General features: G+C 48.2%; 17 protein-coding genes. 3 read left to right on the top strand and 14 right to left on the bottom strand.

Annotation, left to right across the window (positions count from 1 at the left end; all coding sequences use genetic code 11):
* Positions 1-19 precede the first annotated feature (19 nt).
* From glyQ to ispH, 3 genes are all read left to right on the top strand, one after another.
* Positions 20-919 (top strand): glycine--tRNA ligase subunit alpha, encoded by a 900-nt coding sequence (gene glyQ / locus HMPREF2661_RS10285; protein ID WP_003685919.1) that lies wholly within the window; start codon positions 20-22, stop codon positions 917-919.
* Between the two features lie 148 nt (positions 920-1,067).
* Complete coding sequence (gene lspA / locus HMPREF2661_RS10280) at positions 1,068-1,574, top strand: signal peptidase II (RefSeq protein WP_063069310.1); 507 nt, start codon at positions 1,068-1,070, stop codon at positions 1,572-1,574.
* Between the two features lie 13 nt (positions 1,575-1,587).
* Entirely contained in the window at positions 1,588-2,556 is a 969-nt protein-coding gene (gene ispH / locus HMPREF2661_RS10275) for a 4-hydroxy-3-methylbut-2-enyl diphosphate reductase (RefSeq protein WP_070823703.1), read from the top strand.
* Positions 2,557-2,677: 121 nt separating this feature from the next.
* Here the strand turns inward: ispH and ftsZ are convergent, their stop codons facing one another.
* The 14 genes from ftsZ to HMPREF2661_RS10205 all read right to left on the bottom strand — a co-directional run bounded on the left by ftsZ (position 2,678) and on the right by HMPREF2661_RS10205 (position 18,332).
* Complete coding sequence (ftsZ, locus tag HMPREF2661_RS10270; protein ID WP_003748303.1) at positions 2,678-3,877, bottom strand: cell division protein FtsZ; 1,200 nt, start codon at positions 3,875-3,877, stop codon at positions 2,678-2,680.
* Positions 3,878-4,129: 252 nt separating this feature from the next.
* Entirely contained in the window at positions 4,130-5,383 is a 1,254-nt protein-coding gene (ftsA, locus tag HMPREF2661_RS10265; RefSeq protein ID WP_003682483.1) for a cell division protein FtsA, read from the bottom strand.
* A gap of 74 nt (positions 5,384-5,457) precedes the next feature.
* On the bottom strand, positions 5,458-6,177 hold the full coding sequence (locus HMPREF2661_RS10260) for a cell division protein FtsQ/DivIB (protein WP_070823701.1): 720 nt from the start codon (positions 6,175-6,177) through the stop codon (positions 5,458-5,460).
* Positions 6,167-7,081 (bottom strand): D-alanine--D-alanine ligase, encoded by a 915-nt coding sequence (locus tag HMPREF2661_RS10255; RefSeq protein WP_070823699.1) that lies wholly within the window; start codon positions 7,079-7,081, stop codon positions 6,167-6,169. The genes HMPREF2661_RS10260 and HMPREF2661_RS10255 overlap by 11 nt, the downstream gene beginning before the upstream one ends.
* Positions 7,082-7,168: 87 nt before the next feature.
* Positions 7,169-8,578 (bottom strand): UDP-N-acetylmuramate--L-alanine ligase, encoded by a 1,410-nt coding sequence (gene murC / locus HMPREF2661_RS10250; protein WP_070823696.1) that lies wholly within the window; start codon positions 8,576-8,578, stop codon positions 7,169-7,171.
* Positions 8,579-8,743: 165 nt separating this feature from the next.
* Positions 8,744-9,811 (bottom strand): undecaprenyldiphospho-muramoylpentapeptide beta-N-acetylglucosaminyltransferase, encoded by a 1,068-nt coding sequence (gene murG, locus HMPREF2661_RS10245; protein WP_003748297.1) that lies wholly within the window; start codon positions 9,809-9,811, stop codon positions 8,744-8,746.
* A 4-nt stretch (positions 9,812-9,815) separates the two neighbouring features.
* The gene (locus tag HMPREF2661_RS10240; protein ID WP_070823693.1) at positions 9,816-11,078 is read right to left on the bottom strand and encodes an FtsW/RodA/SpoVE family cell cycle protein; all 1,263 of its coding nucleotides are present in this window, start codon (positions 11,076-11,078) and stop codon (positions 9,816-9,818) included.
* A 271-nt stretch (positions 11,079-11,349) separates the two neighbouring features.
* Positions 11,350-12,846 carry an amidase gene (locus tag HMPREF2661_RS10235; RefSeq protein ID WP_070823691.1) on the bottom strand — a complete coding sequence of 499 codons (1,497 nt, stop codon included), beginning with the start codon at positions 12,844-12,846 and terminating at the stop codon, positions 11,350-11,352.
* 243 nt (positions 12,847-13,089) lie between these two features.
* Positions 13,090-14,427 (bottom strand): UDP-N-acetylmuramoyl-L-alanine--D-glutamate ligase, encoded by a 1,338-nt coding sequence (gene murD, locus HMPREF2661_RS10230; RefSeq protein WP_070823689.1) that lies wholly within the window; start codon positions 14,425-14,427, stop codon positions 13,090-13,092.
* A gap of 34 nt (positions 14,428-14,461) precedes the next feature.
* The gene (locus HMPREF2661_RS10225; protein WP_070823686.1) at positions 14,462-14,986 is read right to left on the bottom strand and encodes a hypothetical protein; all 525 of its coding nucleotides are present in this window, start codon (positions 14,984-14,986) and stop codon (positions 14,462-14,464) included.
* A gap of 25 nt (positions 14,987-15,011) precedes the next feature.
* On the bottom strand, positions 15,012-16,022 hold the full coding sequence (locus HMPREF2661_RS10220) for a hypothetical protein (RefSeq protein ID WP_070823683.1): 1,011 nt from the start codon (positions 16,020-16,022) through the stop codon (positions 15,012-15,014).
* Positions 16,023-16,041: 19 nt separating this feature from the next.
* Positions 16,042-16,653: a hypothetical protein gene (locus HMPREF2661_RS10215; protein WP_070823680.1), complete on the bottom strand. Its 612-nt coding sequence runs from the start codon at positions 16,651-16,653 to the stop codon at positions 16,042-16,044.
* Between the two features lie 262 nt (positions 16,654-16,915).
* On the bottom strand, positions 16,916-17,509 hold the full coding sequence (locus HMPREF2661_RS10210; protein ID WP_070823678.1) for a hypothetical protein: 594 nt from the start codon (positions 17,507-17,509) through the stop codon (positions 16,916-16,918).
* A gap of 343 nt (positions 17,510-17,852) precedes the next feature.
* On the bottom strand, positions 17,853-18,332 hold the full coding sequence (locus HMPREF2661_RS10205) for a group II truncated hemoglobin (protein ID WP_070823675.1): 480 nt from the start codon (positions 18,330-18,332) through the stop codon (positions 17,853-17,855).
* Positions 18,333-18,408 lie beyond the last annotated feature (76 nt).

The raw sequence follows: 18,408 nt of genomic DNA, 5'->3' as shown, positions 1-18,408 counted from the left end.
CCAACCTATTCCATCCACCATGCTCACCTTCCAACAAATTATTTTCAAATTACAAAACTACTGGGCAGACAAAGGCTGCACCGTTATCCAACCTTTCGATATGGAAGTCGGTGCCGGTACTTCGCATCCAGCCACCTGCCTGCGCGCATTAGGCCCAGAGCCTTGGTTTGCTGCTTACGTTCAACCCAGCCGCCGCCCCAAAGACGGCCGCTATGGCGACAACCCAAACCGCCTGCAACACTACTATCAATTCCAAGTTGCGCTCAAACCTGCGCCAGCCAATATTCAAGACCTATACCTCGACTCCCTGCGCGAATTGGGTATCGACCCTAAAGTACACGACATCCGCTTTGTCGAAGACGACTGGGAAAACCCTACTCTCGGCGCTTGGGGCTTGGGTTGGGAAGTTTGGCTCAACGGCATGGAAGTAACCCAATTCACCTACTTCCAACAAGTCGGCGGTATCGACTGCTCTCCTGTACTCGGCGAAATCACCTACGGTATCGAGCGTCTCGCCATGTATCTGCAAGGCGTGGAAAACGTGTATGACCTCGTTTGGGCAAAAACCCTTGATGGCAACATCGTCACTTACGGCGACGTTTATCATCAAAACGAAGTCGAACAATCCACCTACAACTTCGAATACAGCGATGCCGATTGGCTCTTGCGCCAATTCAACGACTATGAAGAACAAGCCAAACGCCTGCTTGCAGTTGAAGACACCAGTCTTGCCTTGCCTGCTTACGAGCTTGTACTCAAAGCCGGTCACACGTTCAACCTCTTGGATGCACGCGGCGCCATTTCCGTTACCGAACGCGCAACCTACATCGGCCGTATTCGTGCACTGAGCCGCATCGTTGCTCAAAAATTCGTTGAAAGCCGCGAGAAACTGGGCTTCCCATTGCTTAAAAACCAATAAGCCCGCACATACTTACCACGCCGCCCTTTGATACATTCAAGTAGCGGCGTTTCTATTTTCAGACGGCCTTAACATCGATGCCATCGCAAACACTTCCAGCCTGCTTTCAGGTAAAATAAGCCCTTTATTACATAAACCGTCTGAAAACATGAGTTCATCCTCTACTGCAAAAATTCCCTTTTTCTTACTTTCCCTCGTTGCCATCATTCTTGACCAACTGAGCAAATGGGAAATCTTGAAACACTTTACCGAAGGCGAACGCCTCAATATCATTCCAGACTTTTTTGACCTGACCCTTGCCTATAATCCAGGAGCAGCATTCAGCTTTTTGGCCGACCAAGGCGGCTGGCAAAAATTCTTCTTTTTAGGTCTGGCCGTCGTCATCAGCCTGTATTTGGCCCGTGCCATCTGGCGTGATGAGTTTGGCCGCTGGGGCAAACTGGGGGCTGCCATGATTATCGGTGGCGCGATTGGCAATGTGGTTGACCGTCTGATTCACGGCCATGTTGTCGATTTTCTGCTTTTCTATTGGCAAAACTGGTTTTACCCAGCATTTAACATTGCCGACAGCTTTATCTGCGTTGGCGCAGTTTGCTTGGTATTAGATGGTTTGCTGCACAAAAAAACACCTTCAAACGACACAAAGGCCGTCTGAAAACGGAACACACATGACTCAAAAAACCATTATCCTTGCCAATCCCCGCGGCTTCTGTGCCGGTGTTGACCGTGCCATCAGCATTGTTGAACGTGCACTCGAAGAATTCGGCGCGCCTATTTACGTCCGCCATGAGGTCGTTCACAACAAATTCGTCGTGGACAATCTGCGGGCAAAAGGTGCCGTATTTGTCGATAACTTGGCAGATGTCCCAAAGGGTGCCACACTAATTTACTCTGCTCACGGCGTATCCAAAGCCGTACAGGAAGAAGCGGCACAACGTGGTTTCCGCGTTTTTGATGCTACCTGCCCTCTGGTAACCAAGGTCCATAAAGCAGTAGCCCGCCTCGATGAGCAAGATTACGAAATCATTATGATCGGCCACAAAGGCCACGTCGAAGTAGAAGGCACGATGGGACAACTGCCTCCGGGTAAAATGTTTTTGGTTGAGACAGTGGAAGATGTGGCCGGACTGAACGTCAAAAATCCTGACAAGCTGGCCTACGTGAGCCAAACTACTTTATCGGTGGACGAAACCAAAGACATCATTGCAGCTTTGAATCAACGCTTCCCCAATATCCGCAATCCGCACAAAGAAGACATCTGCTACGCCACAACCAACCGCCAAACTGCCGTTAAAGAATTGGCGGAAGAATGCGATCTTGTGATTGTTGTCGGCTCGCCCAATTCTTCCAACAGCAACCGATTACGTGAAGTAGCCGCATTGCGCGGAGTTGATGCCTATATGGTCGATAATGCTTCCTATCTGAAAAAAGAATGGTTTGAAAACAAAACCAAGGTCGGTGTGACTGCCGGCGCATCCGCTCCCGAAGTCTTGGTTCGAGAAGTCTTACAAACCATTCAAGACTGGGGACATGAGACCATACGTGAAGGAGAAGGCGCAGAAGAAAGCATTGTATTTGTCTTGCCTAAAGAATTGCGCCGGGAGGGCGAAAACAAACAAATTCTCAATAAAGGGTAAGCTTGTTATTTGCTTTATTTGAAAACTTAAGGCCGTCTGAAAATTTTCAGACGGCCTTAAGTTTATTTTGCCAATAAAAAAGACCTGCCTTAAAGGCAGGTCTTTTCATACCTTATCCTGATTATTTCTCAGGAGTGTGTTGCTGACGGCGCAAGATTGCCGGAATTTCAAAGTCATCCAGTACAGACTGGTTGCTGAAATCAGCCGCAGTCAGATTCATAGAACGGATATTGCGGTTGGTACGAACCAAGCTTTCAGCGCTGCTTTGGCTTTGAGCTTGAGGCGCTTCTTCCGCACCGCGTACCAATTGTTGGGTACGGGCAGCAGCACGCAGTTGGTTGTCAGTACCGTTTTCTTTCAAGCCGGTAGCAATAATGGTAATACGGATAGCGTCTTCGCTCATGCTCTCATCTTCGGCAGCACCAAATTTGCATTCCACTTCAGGGTGTGCATTTTGGTTGACGATACGCATAATCTCGTTGAACTCTGACATTTTCAGGCAACCAGGAGCAGTGGTAATGTTTACCAATACACCGCGTGCACCATCCAAAGTAACATTATCCAAGAGCGGGCTGGAGATAGCTTGATCGGTAGCCAAACGGGCACGGTCGATACCTTGCGCGAAACCTGAACCCATCATGGCGATGCCGCGATTGCTCATCACGGTTTTTACGTCGGCGAAGTCCAAGTTGATCATGTCGCTCGGGCAAGTCACCACTTCGGAAATACCGGCAACCGCGTCACGCAATACATTGTCGGCCGCACGGAAAGCTTCACGCATGGTCACGTCTTCGCCCAAGGCAGTCATCAATTTGTCGTTCGGGATAATAATCAGGGAGTCAACGCGCTCTTTGAGCTGATCCAAACCTGCTTGAGCGATGTGTACGCGTTTACCTTCGTAAGCAAACGGACGGGTTACAACCGCAACGGTCAGAATACCCATTTCTTTAGCGATTTCAGCCACAACAGGAGCAGAGCCGGTACCTGTACCGCCACCCATACCGGTAGTGATGAACAGCATGTTTGCACCGCGGATGGCATCTTCGATGGCTTCGCGATCTTCTTGGGCTGCGGCACGACCGATTTCAGGATTTGCGCCGGCACCCAAACCACGAGTCAGGTTTGTACCCAATTGAATGCGTTTAGCCGCATTATTCTTAGCCAATGATTGCGCATCGGTATTGGCACTGATGAACTCAACACCATGGATGGTATTGGCAACCATGTTGTTGATGGCATTACAGCCGCCGCCACCCAAACCGATAACTTTAATAACAGCAGGGCTTGTTGCTGATTCTGCTACGTCGTAAACAAATTCCATTCAATAATCCTCCGCGCCCCGCTTTATAAGGACGGTTCAAAAATAACTTATTATCCGTATTATATAAGAAGTATCCTGATACTGGCAAAAATCTTCTTATCATCCGACTGTCAGCGTTATATTTTTACTACAATTTTTAACAGAAAATAAACAAGTTTTAAATTATTCACTTAGCAATTATTTAAAACCGTTTAATTCCACTTAAATATTCAGGACAAACGGATTTTACACCGCCTGCCCTGAAAACTTTTATCAGAAATTGTCTCTGAAGAATCTTTGGATTTTTTCCCACAGACCCATTTTTTTACCTGAATCATTCAGGGCAATCGCACCGGTTCGGCTGGTTTGTTCCCCCTCTTCGGCAGCATAGGCCGTCTGAAGCAGACCAATTGCTGTTGAATAGCGTGGATTGCGGATACGCTCGGATACGCCGCCCATTTCTTGTGGAACACCGATACGCGCCGGCAGGTTGAAGACTTCTTCCGCCAACTCAACAATGCCTGTCAACATAGAAGCACCACCGGTCAAAACGATACCGGAAGTCAACACTTCTTCTGGGAAGCCGGAACGGCGCAATTCGTTCAGCGTCAATTCCAAAATCTCTTCTACACGCGGACCGATGATTTCAGCCAATACGCGGCGTGAAATTTGACGTGATTGACGGTCGCCAACGCTAGGAACTTCAATCATTTCATCCAAGCCGTCCATAGTCGGAATGGCGGCGCCGTAATGGATTTTGATGTACTCGGCGGCACTGTGCGGCGTACGCAAGGCTTGCGCCAAGTCTTTGGTAATCAAATCGCCGGCAACGGGAATAACCGCAGTATGGCGGATGGCGCCATTGGTATAAACTGCGATGTCGGTCGTACCGCCGCCAATATCGATGACGCACACGCCCAAATCTTTTTCGTCTTCAGTCAAAACGGCATGACCGCTCGCCAAAGGCTGAAGCATGATTTGATCCATTTGCAGGCCGCAGCGTTGGATACATTTTTGGATATTTTGCAAAGCAGTGTTCGCACCGGTAATGATGTGTACGCGGGTGTCCAAACGCACGCCGCTCATGCCGATAGGCTCTTTCACACCGGGTTGGTTGTCGATGATGTACTCTTGAACCACGGTATGCAAGATATTGTGATCAGGCGGAATATTGATGGCTTTGGCAGTTTCAATGGCACGATCGATGTCGGCTTGCGATACTTCGCCATCTTTAATTTTGACCACGCCTTGTGAATTCAGGCTGCGGATATGGTTACCGGCAATACCGGTGACAACGTGGGAAATTTTGGTATCTGCCATCAACTCGGCATCTTCTACCGCCTGACGAATGGCTTGCGCGGTAGCGTCGATATTGGTCACCATACCTGCACGCAGGCCGCGTGAAGGGCTTTGGCCCAAGCCGACAATGTGGATTTCATTATCTTCCCGAATCTCGCCGATTAAGGCGATGACCTTGGACGTACCAATGTCTAAGGCACTGATATATTTATTTTGTTGTTGTTCCATAATTGCTCGTTCGCTATGTTGTCTGACTGACGGTTTGATTATTTTTGAAACAAGATTGCTTCACGTCTAATCGGCTATTCACTGTCGGAAGGGTTTTCAGACGGCCTGTAACGGACTGAAAAACCATCCTTATAACGCATATCGACATACTCGATACGACTTTGTTTTTTACGCAGCAGCGACGGCCAAATCTGGGCAAACTGCTGCAAACGTTTGATTTCATTTTCACGTCCCAAGCGTACGGTAATGCCGTTGTCCAATACAAGCAGCCATGCCGAACGCGGCGTGTAGATCAATTCTTTGATGGTCAGTTTCAACGGACTCAAAATACCGGAAAAGTCCGCATAATGCTTGACCATGTCTTTGCCTGTTCCCTGCTGCCCTTCAAATATAGGCAGGTCCTGTTTCAGGCTTGCGGCAAACACATTGCCCTTACTGTCCACCAAGCCGCCAGCGCGCCAATGCGCAACCGGCACGCGCTCGGTCAGGATAATTTCCACGGTTTCCGGAAAACGGCGGCGTACCATTGCCGAGTCAATCCAAGGCAATTCCTGAAAAGCGGCCTGCGCCGAATCAATATCGGCGCGGAACATATTACCCCTAATATGCTCTCGTGCAACGGTTTGCAATTCTTTGTTGGAAGCATATTTCAGCTTACCCTGAATGGCAATCTGTTTCACAGGAAAATATTTGGAATTGTAAAGCCAAGCTATGCCCGAACCTATCAGTAGAAAGGTCATCAGCACCAATAGCCGGCGGGTCAGCCGACCCAATGCGCCTGCATCATCCCACATGAGCGGTCTTCAAAATCTCAATACACAAATCAGCAAAATCTACGCCGGTATGGGCTGCAGATTTTGGCACCAAACTGTGGCTGGTCATACCAGGCAAGGTATTGATTTCCAAGAGATACAGTTTACCATCCGTATCTTTCAGAAAGTCCACGCGCGAACAGCCGTCCGCACCAATCGCCTGCGCGCCACGCACAGCGAGTTCGCGCATCAAGTTTTCCTCCGCCTCGCTCAAATCTTCCGACGGGCATTGATAAACCGTATCGTCGCGGTTGTATTTGGCTTCGTAGTCGTAAAACTCGGTAGCCGGAATAATATGAATGCTCGGCAAGCCTTTGCCGTTCAATACCGGGCAAGAATACTCGCCGCCGCCGATAAAGCGTTCGGCAATGATTTCACCCTGCAAGTGTTTCAATTCTTCGTAAACGCTTTTCAGACGGCCTTTTTCTTTTACTTTTACCACGCCGACGCTGCTGCCTTCTGAGGCAGGTTTCACAAACATCGGCAAGCCCAATTTTTCTTCAACGGCATCAAAGTCGCTGTCGTCATGCAATACGGCAAACTCAGGGACAGGCAAGCCCACGGCCTGCCAAATCAGTTTGCAGCGGTATTTGTCCATACCCAGCGCAGAAGCGGCCACACCGCTGCCGGTGTAAGGAATACCCATCAGTTCCAACGCGCCTTGAATCGCGCCATCTTCGCCGAAAGTGCCGTGCAGAATATTGAAGGCCGTCTGAAAACCTTGTGTTTTCAATTCAGACAACGGGGTTTCTTTAGGATCGAACGCATGGGCATCGACGCCTTTGCTTTTCAAGGCAGCCAAAATAGCGGCGCCGCTGTCCAGCGACACTTCGCGCTCGCTGGAGAAGCCACCCATCAACACGGCCACTTTGCCAAAATTCTGCATAATTTCCACTTTCTTAAATACTGATACAGGCCGTCTGAATATTATTCAGACGACCTATCTGTCCTCAAAGGCCAATATGCCTGTTTATTATGATTGTTTCGACAATTCCACCAATGCAGACGGAACGCGGTTGATGCTGCCGGCACCCATATTCAGAACAACATCGCCATCTTGCAAAACATTCAGCAGCATTTGCGGCAGGTCGGCAACGTTTTCGCAGTAAATAGGCTCAAGTTTGCCCAATACTCGGATGGCGCGCGCCAAGGCACGGGAATCGGCTGCGGCAATCGGCTCTTCGCCTGCGGCATAAACTTCGGTCAACACCAGAGCATCGACGGTATTGAGGACTTTGGTGAAATCTTCGAACAAATCACGTGTGCGGGTATAACGGTGTGGTTGGAAAGCCAAGACCAAGCGTTTTTCAGGGTATGCACCGCGTGCAGCGGAAAGGGTTGCCGCCATTTCGACAGGATGATGGCCATAATCGTCCACCAGCAAAGCGGTTCCGCCGTTTGGCAATTTAACGTCGCCATATTTTTGGAAGCGGCGGCCAACGCCTTCAAAGCCGAGCAAGCCTTTTTGGATCGCTTCAACCGATGCACCAACTTCCAGTGCAACACCGATAGCCGCCAGCGCATTGAGGACGTTGTGGCGGCCGGGCATATTCAAAACAACTTCAAACGGCTCTTGCTCATGTCCTTTCATTTGGACATGAACAGTAAATTTCATTTGCGCGCCGACGTTTTCAATATCGGTCGCGTAGATATCGGCAGTATCGTCCAAGCCGTAAGTGGCGTAAGGTTTGCTGATTTTCGGCAAAATCGCGCGGACGTGTTCGCTGTCGATACACAAAAAGGCTTTGCCGTAGAACGGCATACGGTGGATGAAGTCCACAAACGCCTGATGCAGTTTCTCAACGCTGTGGCCGTAAGTGTCCATATGGTCTTCGTCGATATTGGTTACGACGGACATAATCGGCGTCAGATACAGAAAAGAAGCATCGGATTCATCGGCTTCGGCAACAATGTATTCGCCTTTACCCAAACGGGCGTTGGTACCAGCGGCGTTGAGCTTGCCGCCGATAACGAAAGTCGGGTCGAGTCCTGCCGCGCCGAGAATAGAAGCAGTCAGGCTGGTGGTTGTGGTTTTACCGTGCGTACCGGCAATGGCAATGCCGTCGCGGAAGCGCATCAATTCTGCCAACATCAGCGCGCGCGGAATCACGGGAATCTGCTGCTCCAGCGCAGCGACGACTTCGGGATTGTCTTTTTTGACGGCGGTAGAGGTAACAACTACATCGGCACCATTGACGTGTTCGGCAGTATGGCCGGGATAAACTTGGATGCCGAGAGCGCTCAAATGCTCGGTAACGGCATTACGCGCCTGATCCGAACCGGAAACTTTAAAGCCCAAATTGTGTAAGACTTCGGCAATACCGCTCATGCCGACGCCGCCGATTCCGACAAAATGGATGTTGGTGACTCGATTTTTCATCATAATGTTGCGTTCCGGTTGGTTTTTAGTGCGTAAAGGCGTTATTTTAAAGGGCTATCCGCTTCTGCGCTATGCTTTTATTGTAAAGGAATTTTAACAAAAGCAATAAAGGCCGTCTGAAACGCCGTTAATCAACTTTTCAGACGGCCTTGAACAAAGTCTGCCTGCCTATTCGGTACAGGATATGGCAATTTCTGCCACATCGTCCGCACTGTGCGGCAACGCCAAGGTACGGGCATTTTTTGCCCATTTCAGGCATTTTTCACGGTTTAATCCGCCGAGGATTTCGGCCAGCTTTTCTGCCGTTAGTTGAGTTTGCGGCAGCAGCAAACCGGCTTCGGCCTGCACCATAAAACGCGCATTGGCTGTTTGGTGGTCATCCACCGCGTGCGGATACGGCACCAGCAACGCACCCAAACCGGCAGCCGTCAGCTCGGCAATCGTCAGTGCGCCGGCACGGCAAATTACCAAATCGGCATCACGGTAGGCGGACACCATATCGGTAATAAATTCCACGCACTCGGCTTGCACACCCAACGCATCGTAATCCGCCTGCAGGTTGCCCAATTTATTGCGGCCGGACTGATGATACATTTGCGGACGGGCCGCTTCAGGCAACAATGCCAAAGCTTGCGGAACGGTTTTATTCAACACATCCGCACCCAAACTGCCGCCCACCACCAAAACTTTCAGACGGCCTTGACGGTTTTCAAAGCGTTCTTCAGGAACAGGCAATGCCGCAATATCGGCACGGACAGGGTTACCCACCAATCCGCCTTCATGTTGAAAGGCTTTGGGGAAAGCATACAGAACACGTTTTGCCCAGCGCGACAGTTGGCGGTTGGACAAACCGGCTACGGCGTTTTGCTCGTGAATCACAATCGGCACCCCGGAAATTTTTGCCGCCACGCCGCCGGGGAAAGTAACGAAACCGCCAAAACCGATAACACACTCGACACGGTGTTTCTTAATAATCTGCTGCGCCTCACGGACGGTTTTGTACAGCGTAAACGGCAACATCAGCTTACGCTTGATGCCATTGCCGCGAATGCCTTTAATCGCCAGCGTTTCCAAGCGTATGCCGTATTGCGGCACGATGCGCTCTTCCATCGAATCTTTACTGCCCAGCCAAATCACATGATGGCCGCGCTTTTGCAGCGACTCGGCAACCGCCAATGCAGGGAAAATATGACCGCCCGTACCGCCGGCCATCAGCATAAAAGTTTTACCGCTCATGGTTTTACTCCACCGAATAACCGCGCATTTTTTGGCGGTTTTCATAATCAATGCGCAATAACAAAGTAACGCACACCAGCATGATAAAGACAGCCGAACCGCCGTAAGACATAAACGGCAAAGTCAGGCCTTTAGTGGGCAGGATACCGATGTTCACACCGATATTGAAGAAACTTTGAATACCAATCCAAATACCGATGCCGTTGGCGATGTACGCGCTGAACATCAAGCCCGAATCACGCGCCTGTTTGCCGATGGAAAACGCGCGCCACACCAGCCAGCCGTAGCAGAACACCAAAACCAGCATCCCTAAAAAGCCGAATTCTTCGCCGATAACGGCAAAAATAAAGTCCGTGTGCGCTTCAGGCAGATAGAAACGTTTTTCCAAACTCGCACCCAAGCCCTCGCCAAACCAGCCGCCGCGCGCAATCGCCATCAAGGAATGCGTCAGCTGGTAACCTTTACCCAAAGGATCGCTCCAAGGGTCCAAAAACGCCGCCACACGCGCCATGCGGTAAGGCGCGGCCAAAATCAACAAGCCCATTCCACTCACAACGGTCGCCATCAATACGGCAAAATACTTCCACGGAAAGCCTGCCAAAAACAGCATACCCATGGTAATCACGACAATCACGACAAACGAGCCGAAATCCGGCTGACCCATAATCAAAACCAAACCGACCGCCACCGACATAATCGGCAGAATCAGGGTTTTAAACTTACGGAAGCGTTCCTTCACCCTTACCCAAGCTTCACTTTTAAAAGGGCTGCACACCAAATCGCCAATACCGGTAAACAAAGACGACCAACCCAAAGAATCCAAATCGCGCAACATTTCTTCACGGCGCGTAAACAGGCTGGACAAATACAAAACCGTTGCCAATTTGAAAAACTCGGTTGGCTGCAAGTTGAGCGGCCCGATATGAATCCAACGCGTCGCGCCGTTAATCTCACGGCCGACAAACAAAACCAGCAACAACAGCAAACCGGAAACGACAAAATAAAACGGAATAATCCGCCGCCAAAAACTCATTTTCAGCAGGAAAAGCGGTAAGCACATGGCCACCGTAAACAGGATAAACATTGCCTGTTTGGACACAAAAGAAAACTGGCTGCCCCCATCCGATGCCGCATATGCAATAGAGGCCGAATAAATCATTACCAAGCTGAAGGTCGTCATCAAAACGACCATCCACAAGAGAGAAACATCAAACTTCCGACCATCGCGCGCAATCGGTCGGTCAAGCATTTTGGAAAGACTAATCATGAAAACATCCGTAACGGCTTGAATAAAATATTCAGACGGCCTGCAAATGGGCAAGAGGCCGTCTGAAAAAATGAATTAACGTTATTTTAAAGGTTTATTTCCAAACCAACAATTCAGAATCTTTAAAGATGTCGGATTCCGACGTTCTTTGCGCCCTCCCCTACCCTTTGATACCGGCAAAAGGCCGTCTGAAAACGTTTTTATGTTTTCAGACGGCCTTCTATAAATCTTTTCCTCAGGCAAACAGACCGTTTTGTATCCAATGCAAACCCTAAACCACCTGCGGTATTTCCGCCCACGGCTGTATCTGTTCCAACTGCGCGGCGAGGCTAAGCAGCGTGTCTTCGCGCCCGTGTGCAGCGGCGAACTGGGTACCGACAGGCAGCCCGTTATGCCGGTAAAGCGGCACACTCATGGCGGGGTTGCCGCTCATGTTCAGCGGCGACGTATAGCCGACGTATTGCAGCGCGGCGGCGGCTTCTTTTTCCAAAAACGGGTTGTTTTTCAACAGAAAACCCAAGCGCAGCGTGCCGAACAGCAGGCGCATGGCTTTTTGCGCGGCGGGCGACGGCATCATCTCGCCGATTTTCGGCGTGGTGCGCGGGCAGACGGGCGTCATCAACACGTCGTAGCGCGTGAAAAATGCTTTGGCGGCACGTTCCTGCGCCAGCATCACGTCGCGCGCCCATGCCATTTCGCCCGCGCTGATTTGCCGCCCCTGCACAATCATTGCCCACGTTGTCGGCTCAAGCAGGCGGTGCGGCAGTTTTTGTCCGGTTTCGTATTGATATTGGTAGAACAGTTTTGCCGTTTCGCCCATGACGATGATGCGGGCGGCGCGGTTGAGCTGTTCTGGCGGCGCAAAATCGGGCGTGGCTTCTTCCAATTCGTGTCCCGCGTTTTGCATCAGTTTCAAACTATGGGCGAACGCGGCTTCCGTGCCTTCGTCGTTGCCGCCGCCAAACCATGTCTGTTTCCAAAAAGCGATTTTCAGACGACCTGTTTCTTGTTTCAGGCTGTCTGCAAAACCGTTTTCGGGCGGCGGCGGGCAGGCATACAGGGCGCGCTCTTGGGTTCGGGCGGCGATGTCCAGCAAAACCGCGCTGTCGCGCACGCTGCGGGTCAAGACATGGTCACATACCAAACCTTGCCATGCCTCCGATGCGTTTGGCGCATAACTGCTGCGGCCGCGCGTGGGTTTCAGCCCGAACACGCCGCAGTTGTGCGCGGGTAAGCGGATGGAACCGCCGCCGTCGCTACCGTGCGCTGCGGGGACGACGCCTGAAGCCACTGCCGCAGCCGCGCCGCCGCTGCTGCCGCCTGCGGTGTAATCTAAATTCCACGGATTGCGCGTGATGCCGTAAATTTCGGTTTCGGTAACGGGATACGCGCCCCATTCGGGCGTGGTGGTTTTGCCGAACACGCGCAGCCCCGCATCGAGATAGGCTTGGGTCAAATCGCTGTTTTGCTTGGCAATGTAATGCTGCATCATGCGCGAACCCGACCATGTCGGCGCGCCTTCCCAATCCGCCAGCAGGTCTTTGAGCAAAAACGGCACGCCCGCCAGCGGCGTATCGGCATTTTCAGACGACCCCTGCCACGCCGCCGCGCGTTCGCGCAAATCGTGCGCCAACAGATTGAGCTTGGGATTGACTTCATCCAAGCGGTTTAAAGCAGCCTGCAACACTTCATCGGCACACACTTCTTTTTTGCGGATCAGCTCTGCCAAACCGACGGCATCGTAACGGATGTAGTCTTGAAAATTCATGGGTTTTCCTTTCGGATTGATGAACACACGTTTTTTCGGTCAGGCATGGCTGCCCGCCGCCTCGCCGTTTGCCTGCATAGGCAATTTTTAAGAAACAGTAACACCGTATAAAGGAAAGAAACAAGCTTATCGTTGCTGCAAAAAGGTCGTCTGAAACTGCCTTGACGTTTGCAGACGACCTTTTTGCCAATAGTGCTCAAGGTTTACGGTAAAACCAACCCTCTTTTCATGTTTCAGACGACCTTACAAAGCCTTAAACGCCTCGATAAAGACTTCCGAACGGTGTGCATAGCCTTTGAACATATCGAAGCTCGCGCAGGCGGGGCTGAGCAGCACGATATCGCCCGCTTCGGCTTGGGCGTATGCCGTCTGAACCGCTTCTTCCAAAGTGGCGCAGTCGGTCATATTCAGACCGCAGCCGTCCAAATCGCGGCGGATTTGCGGCGCATCGACACCAATCAGGAACACGCCTTTTGCCTTGCCGGCAAGCGCGTCGCGCAGGGGCGTGAAGTCCTGCCCTTTGCCCATGCCGCCCAAAATCACGAAGAGCGGATTTTGCAAACCGGCAATCGCGGCTGCAGTTGCGCCGACGTTCGTGCCTTTGCTGTCGTCGATAAATACCACGCCGTTTTTCTCGCCGATTTTTTCCACACGATGCGGCAAGCCTTGGAAGGTTTTGACGTGCTCCAGCAATGCTTCGCGCGGCAAACCGATGGCCTCGCACAAAGCCACGGCAGCCATAACGTTGGCGGCGTTGTGCAAGCCTTGCAGCGGAATGTCTTGCGTAGAAATCAAATCTTCATTGCCTTGTTTCAGGCGGCCTGTCTCGCGTTCCAACCAAAAATCGGCTTCGTGTTCCAACGAAAACCATTTCACCTCGCGCCCTGCCCGTTTCATCGCACGGCAAAACGCATCATCCGCATTCAAAACCTGCACGCCATCGCCACGGAAAATCTTGTCCTTGGTATGCGCATAGTCGAGCAAGTCGTCGTAGCGGTCGAGATGGTCTTCGGAAATGTTCAGCACCGTCGCCGCAGTCGGGCGCAGGCTTTCAGTGTTTTCCAGTTGGAAGCTGGAAAGCTCCAACACCCACACGTCCGCCTTTTTACCTTCGCGCTGCAATTCTGCCTCCAAAACAGGCGTACCGATATTGCCCGCGATGACGGTATCCAGCCCGCACTTGATGCAGAGATAGCCCACGAGGCTCGTTACCGTGGTTTTGCCGTTGCTGCCGGTAATCGCAATCACCTTATCGTCGCGGCGATTCACAATGTCCGCCAGCAATTCGATGTCGCCCAACACGCGCCCGCCGTTTTGCTTGAACGCCTCAATATCCGGCTGCCGCTCGCTGATGCCAGGGCTGAGCGCCAGAATATCGAAACCGTTGTCCAACGCATCTTTCAGACGGCCCGTATAAAACACCAGCCCGTCAAACATCTTACCGATTTGCGACACGCGCTCAGTTTTCAGCTCCGCATCATAAGCAGCTACCTCCGCGCCGTTTTTGCGCAGATAGGCAATCATGGAAATACCCGTGCCACCTAGCCCGGCGACAAGGATTTTTTTATTTTGAAAAGTCATTTTGGTTTTGTCCTAAGTTTTTTCAGACAACGTTTTATTTCTTTCTCGGTTTTGCCTGACGATAGCCGTTACCGACATTTTTACCCGCATTGATACAAATGCGCCCTTCACATATGTAGGCATCCGACTCAGCAAATGCTTTGGCAACTTCAATGGCATGTTCATAACTCTCTAATTCCGCGCGCCTATCAGCCAAATCAACAACCGTATATCGTACCACTACAAAAAATATAATGGCAGTAATAACTAATACTACACCAATGCCGATATACCAGCTTTTGATAATTTTATTGAATTTTCCCACTTCACGATTTAATTCATCAACTGCCTTCTTATACCCCTCACTTGCTAAGCCCAACGACTGCTCAGTTTCTTGACGGATAGTTTTCCCTGCAGTGTCAACTATATTACCAACCTGTCGTCTGAACCGGTCGGACTCCTCTGACAAAGCACGCTGTTGCTCATTAATTCGGTCATCAATTTTTCTCCCGTGTTCAATAACGTCCGCCCGCAACATTACCAACACCTTTATAGCCTCATCAAATTTCTTATCGTCCATTTAAACCTTTCCCAATATAAGAATTTCAAAGCGTTCTGACCATTGTACGACTTGAGTGTGCCAATTCCTGTTGCCGCTCAAATTCCTGCTGCTCTTTATATTCAGTCAACAGGTTTTCTCCCTGTCGCAACATACGCTGACCTTCCTCCGACTGCGCCAGGCTTTTACCCAACATATCCAACTGACCGCTATCTGCAGACAAAACTGCAGCGTATAAATCACTGCCGCTCAAATTGTCCCAGTCGGTATTGTTGTAGTCGAAAGAATGTTTTTGATGATCAGACCGTTTCTGCATTTTCTGCTCATCATGAGGATACAGCACCTCGCCTTTCTCTAGTCGGTCTATGATACTCTCTCTGATTCCATATGCCCCAAGCCCTACTTTTATAGCATTACCCAAACTCCAATTTGTAGATTTGCTCTGTTCGATACGGTAATCTTTTTCCGTCAAAGTACGTGTGTTTACATTGCCGGTAAAAGTAATTTCTACAGTCCTGCCGATACCTGCAGGATCAATTTCTCGTTGAAGTTTAGAATTGACTATTTCTGAAGTCCATCCACCTTTAAAATCAAAATTTTCATTTTTGTACGGTCGAATGGCAAAATCCTTGATATATCTACTGCCATCGGGCTCAACCACAAACCGCGCTTTATCGTCCAACATAAAAGCACTGGTATTCCAGATATATGCTCTCTCGATCAAATCATCTTTGCCATCATCGTACATAGCAAGTGTCAGAGATACCCATCCTTTGTCCAAGCCAAAATGCTTCATAACTTCAGCCTTGCTGTATTCTCCGGGTTTTAATCTGTAAGCAGGTATCTGATAGTTTTCATTAAAAAATTTATTTACATATTCAAAATCCGACGCTCTTGCAAAACGTCCTGGACCATCCATAAAATCTTGTGCTGACACGGGATATGGTAATGTAGGCTGACGAAAAACTAAACTTTGATGATCTTTATTCTTAGGCGGAATAGTCTGTCCGTATAAATAAAGGCTTGTCATTTCTTCCATTGTTGGTAATTTAGCCATTTTTAATCCTTTCTAACTTTTAAAAATATAGATAACTGGGAATTTCAAAAACTTCCCCGCAACGGCTCACTCCATAATAGCTTCTTGTTTTTTCAATTTTTTTATAAACACGCTTTTGTTCTTCATCCATTTTAAAATTTGGTCTTATTTGCCAATAATCCAACTTTACATATCCATAAAATTTCCCAATAAGTTTATAGATATACTTAACTGACCCACTACCGTCATCAATATCACCTGTGTATACATGACAGCAATCATCATTGAATGATTTGAAATTAGCAATATCAAAAATCTCAGGATTTTTAGAAAAATCTTGAGATTTTTGATATCTTTCCAAAGAAATATCTGAATTCTTATTTACCAACAAAATTATTGCATCATTGATCATTTTTTCTTTTGAATATTCGGAAAAATACTTTCTATCCCGAATGCAATATCCTTTATTCGTAATATGCGTCATACCTATATATAAAATTAACGGAGTAATAATAGTTAAAATAGCTATGCCACGCTGCATTTTTATAGAAAGAGTGCGGATATATTTATAAATTTTCCATACGATGTATACAATAATAGGAAAAAAGACTATTCCAACTAACCACATCTGCATTATTCCTACAACATCCATATTACCTCCTGTTTTAGCCGTAAGCCGGATTCAGAATCCGACATTTTAAAGATTTGAGTCAAAACTTCCCACTTGGTCATAATGATTAATCTAATCCATTGTTTACTTTTATCCCTGCACTTTGAATTAACGTAAACATATACCGATTTATTCTCCCTTTCAAATTATTTTACCGACTGCAAATTCTTGGACGATATTGGCAACAAAATCTTTCTTATTAAAATCCACACTGCTTGTCATAAATAGCCTCAACCTAAATTAATCATTTCAGGATATTTTGATTTGGATCGATCGTATTAAATAACTCTTTTAATCCTTTTGAATCCAATAAAATCAAAAATCTTTCATCATTTTTAATAATTTTACTGAATGAAAAAGCTTCTCCCTCTGCCGCCTCTCGAGTAAGTATTTGGACAGAATGGGTGTTATACTTAATTTCAATCAATATCAAATATACTGAATCAAATTTATCATAGGGATTTAATGTACTTTTAATTCTATTAAAACCAGAGAAAAAATGAGAAAATTCTTTTGGCCCTAAACGATAATGGACAGATTTTGTACCAAATAAGTCCTTATAACCCAAACCTTCCCCTATTCTTTGTTTAATTTGCTCGGCAGTAGAAATGGGTAAAAATGATTCAACAAATCCATAAAGAGCATATACATCGATGGATTTAACACCCTCACTAGGAATCTGTACTATTTCATCTAATTTTTTTGCATTTTCAGCAAAATAAGTATTCATATTATGTAACTTCTGTTTTTTCGAAATATCCATATCCTTTACCAAAGTTTCAGTTTGGCAGGCTGATAATGTTATACAAAAACTAATTCCAAGTAGAAATCTCAACATAACTATCCTTTCTTATATCTTTTCCACGATTTTAAAAATATACGCAACTGGAACTTTAGAAATTTCCTCTCTATTCAATTCAGCATTTTACCTACTAATCTTTGACCACGATAACTACACTTTCGTTTTCACAGCCTTTGATAAAGAACGACTTTACCGTTTTAGGACTGGTAAGGAAAGAATGGTTATATACCTGCCGTCTAAATAAACCATAACCATAGCTCGGATTATTGAATCTGAAATTCCAATATTCCCGCGACAAGAGAAAAAGAAACAGCTGAATATCAGATATTTTGTTGAATGCAAGTATTCAGCCCACATCACAATCACTTTTCAGACGACCTCAACCTTCAAAATAACTGTCCACGCCATATTGCTTTAAAATATTTTTCAATTCGGGAATACGGATTACGGGATCAACCGCCATCGGCGGCATTGGTGGTTCGATACCGTCTTCGTTTTGGTTACGACACCAATCTGCCATCGCAAAAACTTGGATTAAAACTGGTTCGGCAAGTGTTTTGTCGATGTCCAGTTCGCTCATGGCTTGGGCAAAGCAGGCGATCCATTCGTTGCGGACTTGTACGTTGACGGCAAAAGGCATATGGCGGGCGCGCAGTTGGGGATGGCCGTATTTTTCAACAAAGAGTTGCGGGCCGCCGAGCCAACCGCTGAAAAATTCGTAGAGCTTTTCGCGTATCAGGGTCATGTCTTCGCCGTGCATTTGGCGCAAGGCTTGGTATTTCGGTTCAAGTTCCATCAAGTCGTAGAAGCGGTCGGTCAGGGTGCGGATGCCGGTTGCGCCGCCGAAAGATTGGTACATATTGGGGGACTTTCTGTGTGGATTATTGCTGGATTTATTTTTGAAATAGAGGATTCAGACAAGCATGCTTATCCTA

The organism is Neisseria sp. HMSC061B04 (genome assembly GCF_001836705.1).
Classification (GTDB): domain Bacteria; phylum Pseudomonadota; class Gammaproteobacteria; order Burkholderiales; family Neisseriaceae; genus Neisseria.
The sequence above is the reverse complement of the archived record's forward strand: the minus strand, read 5'-3'. Positions and strand labels throughout refer to the sequence as shown.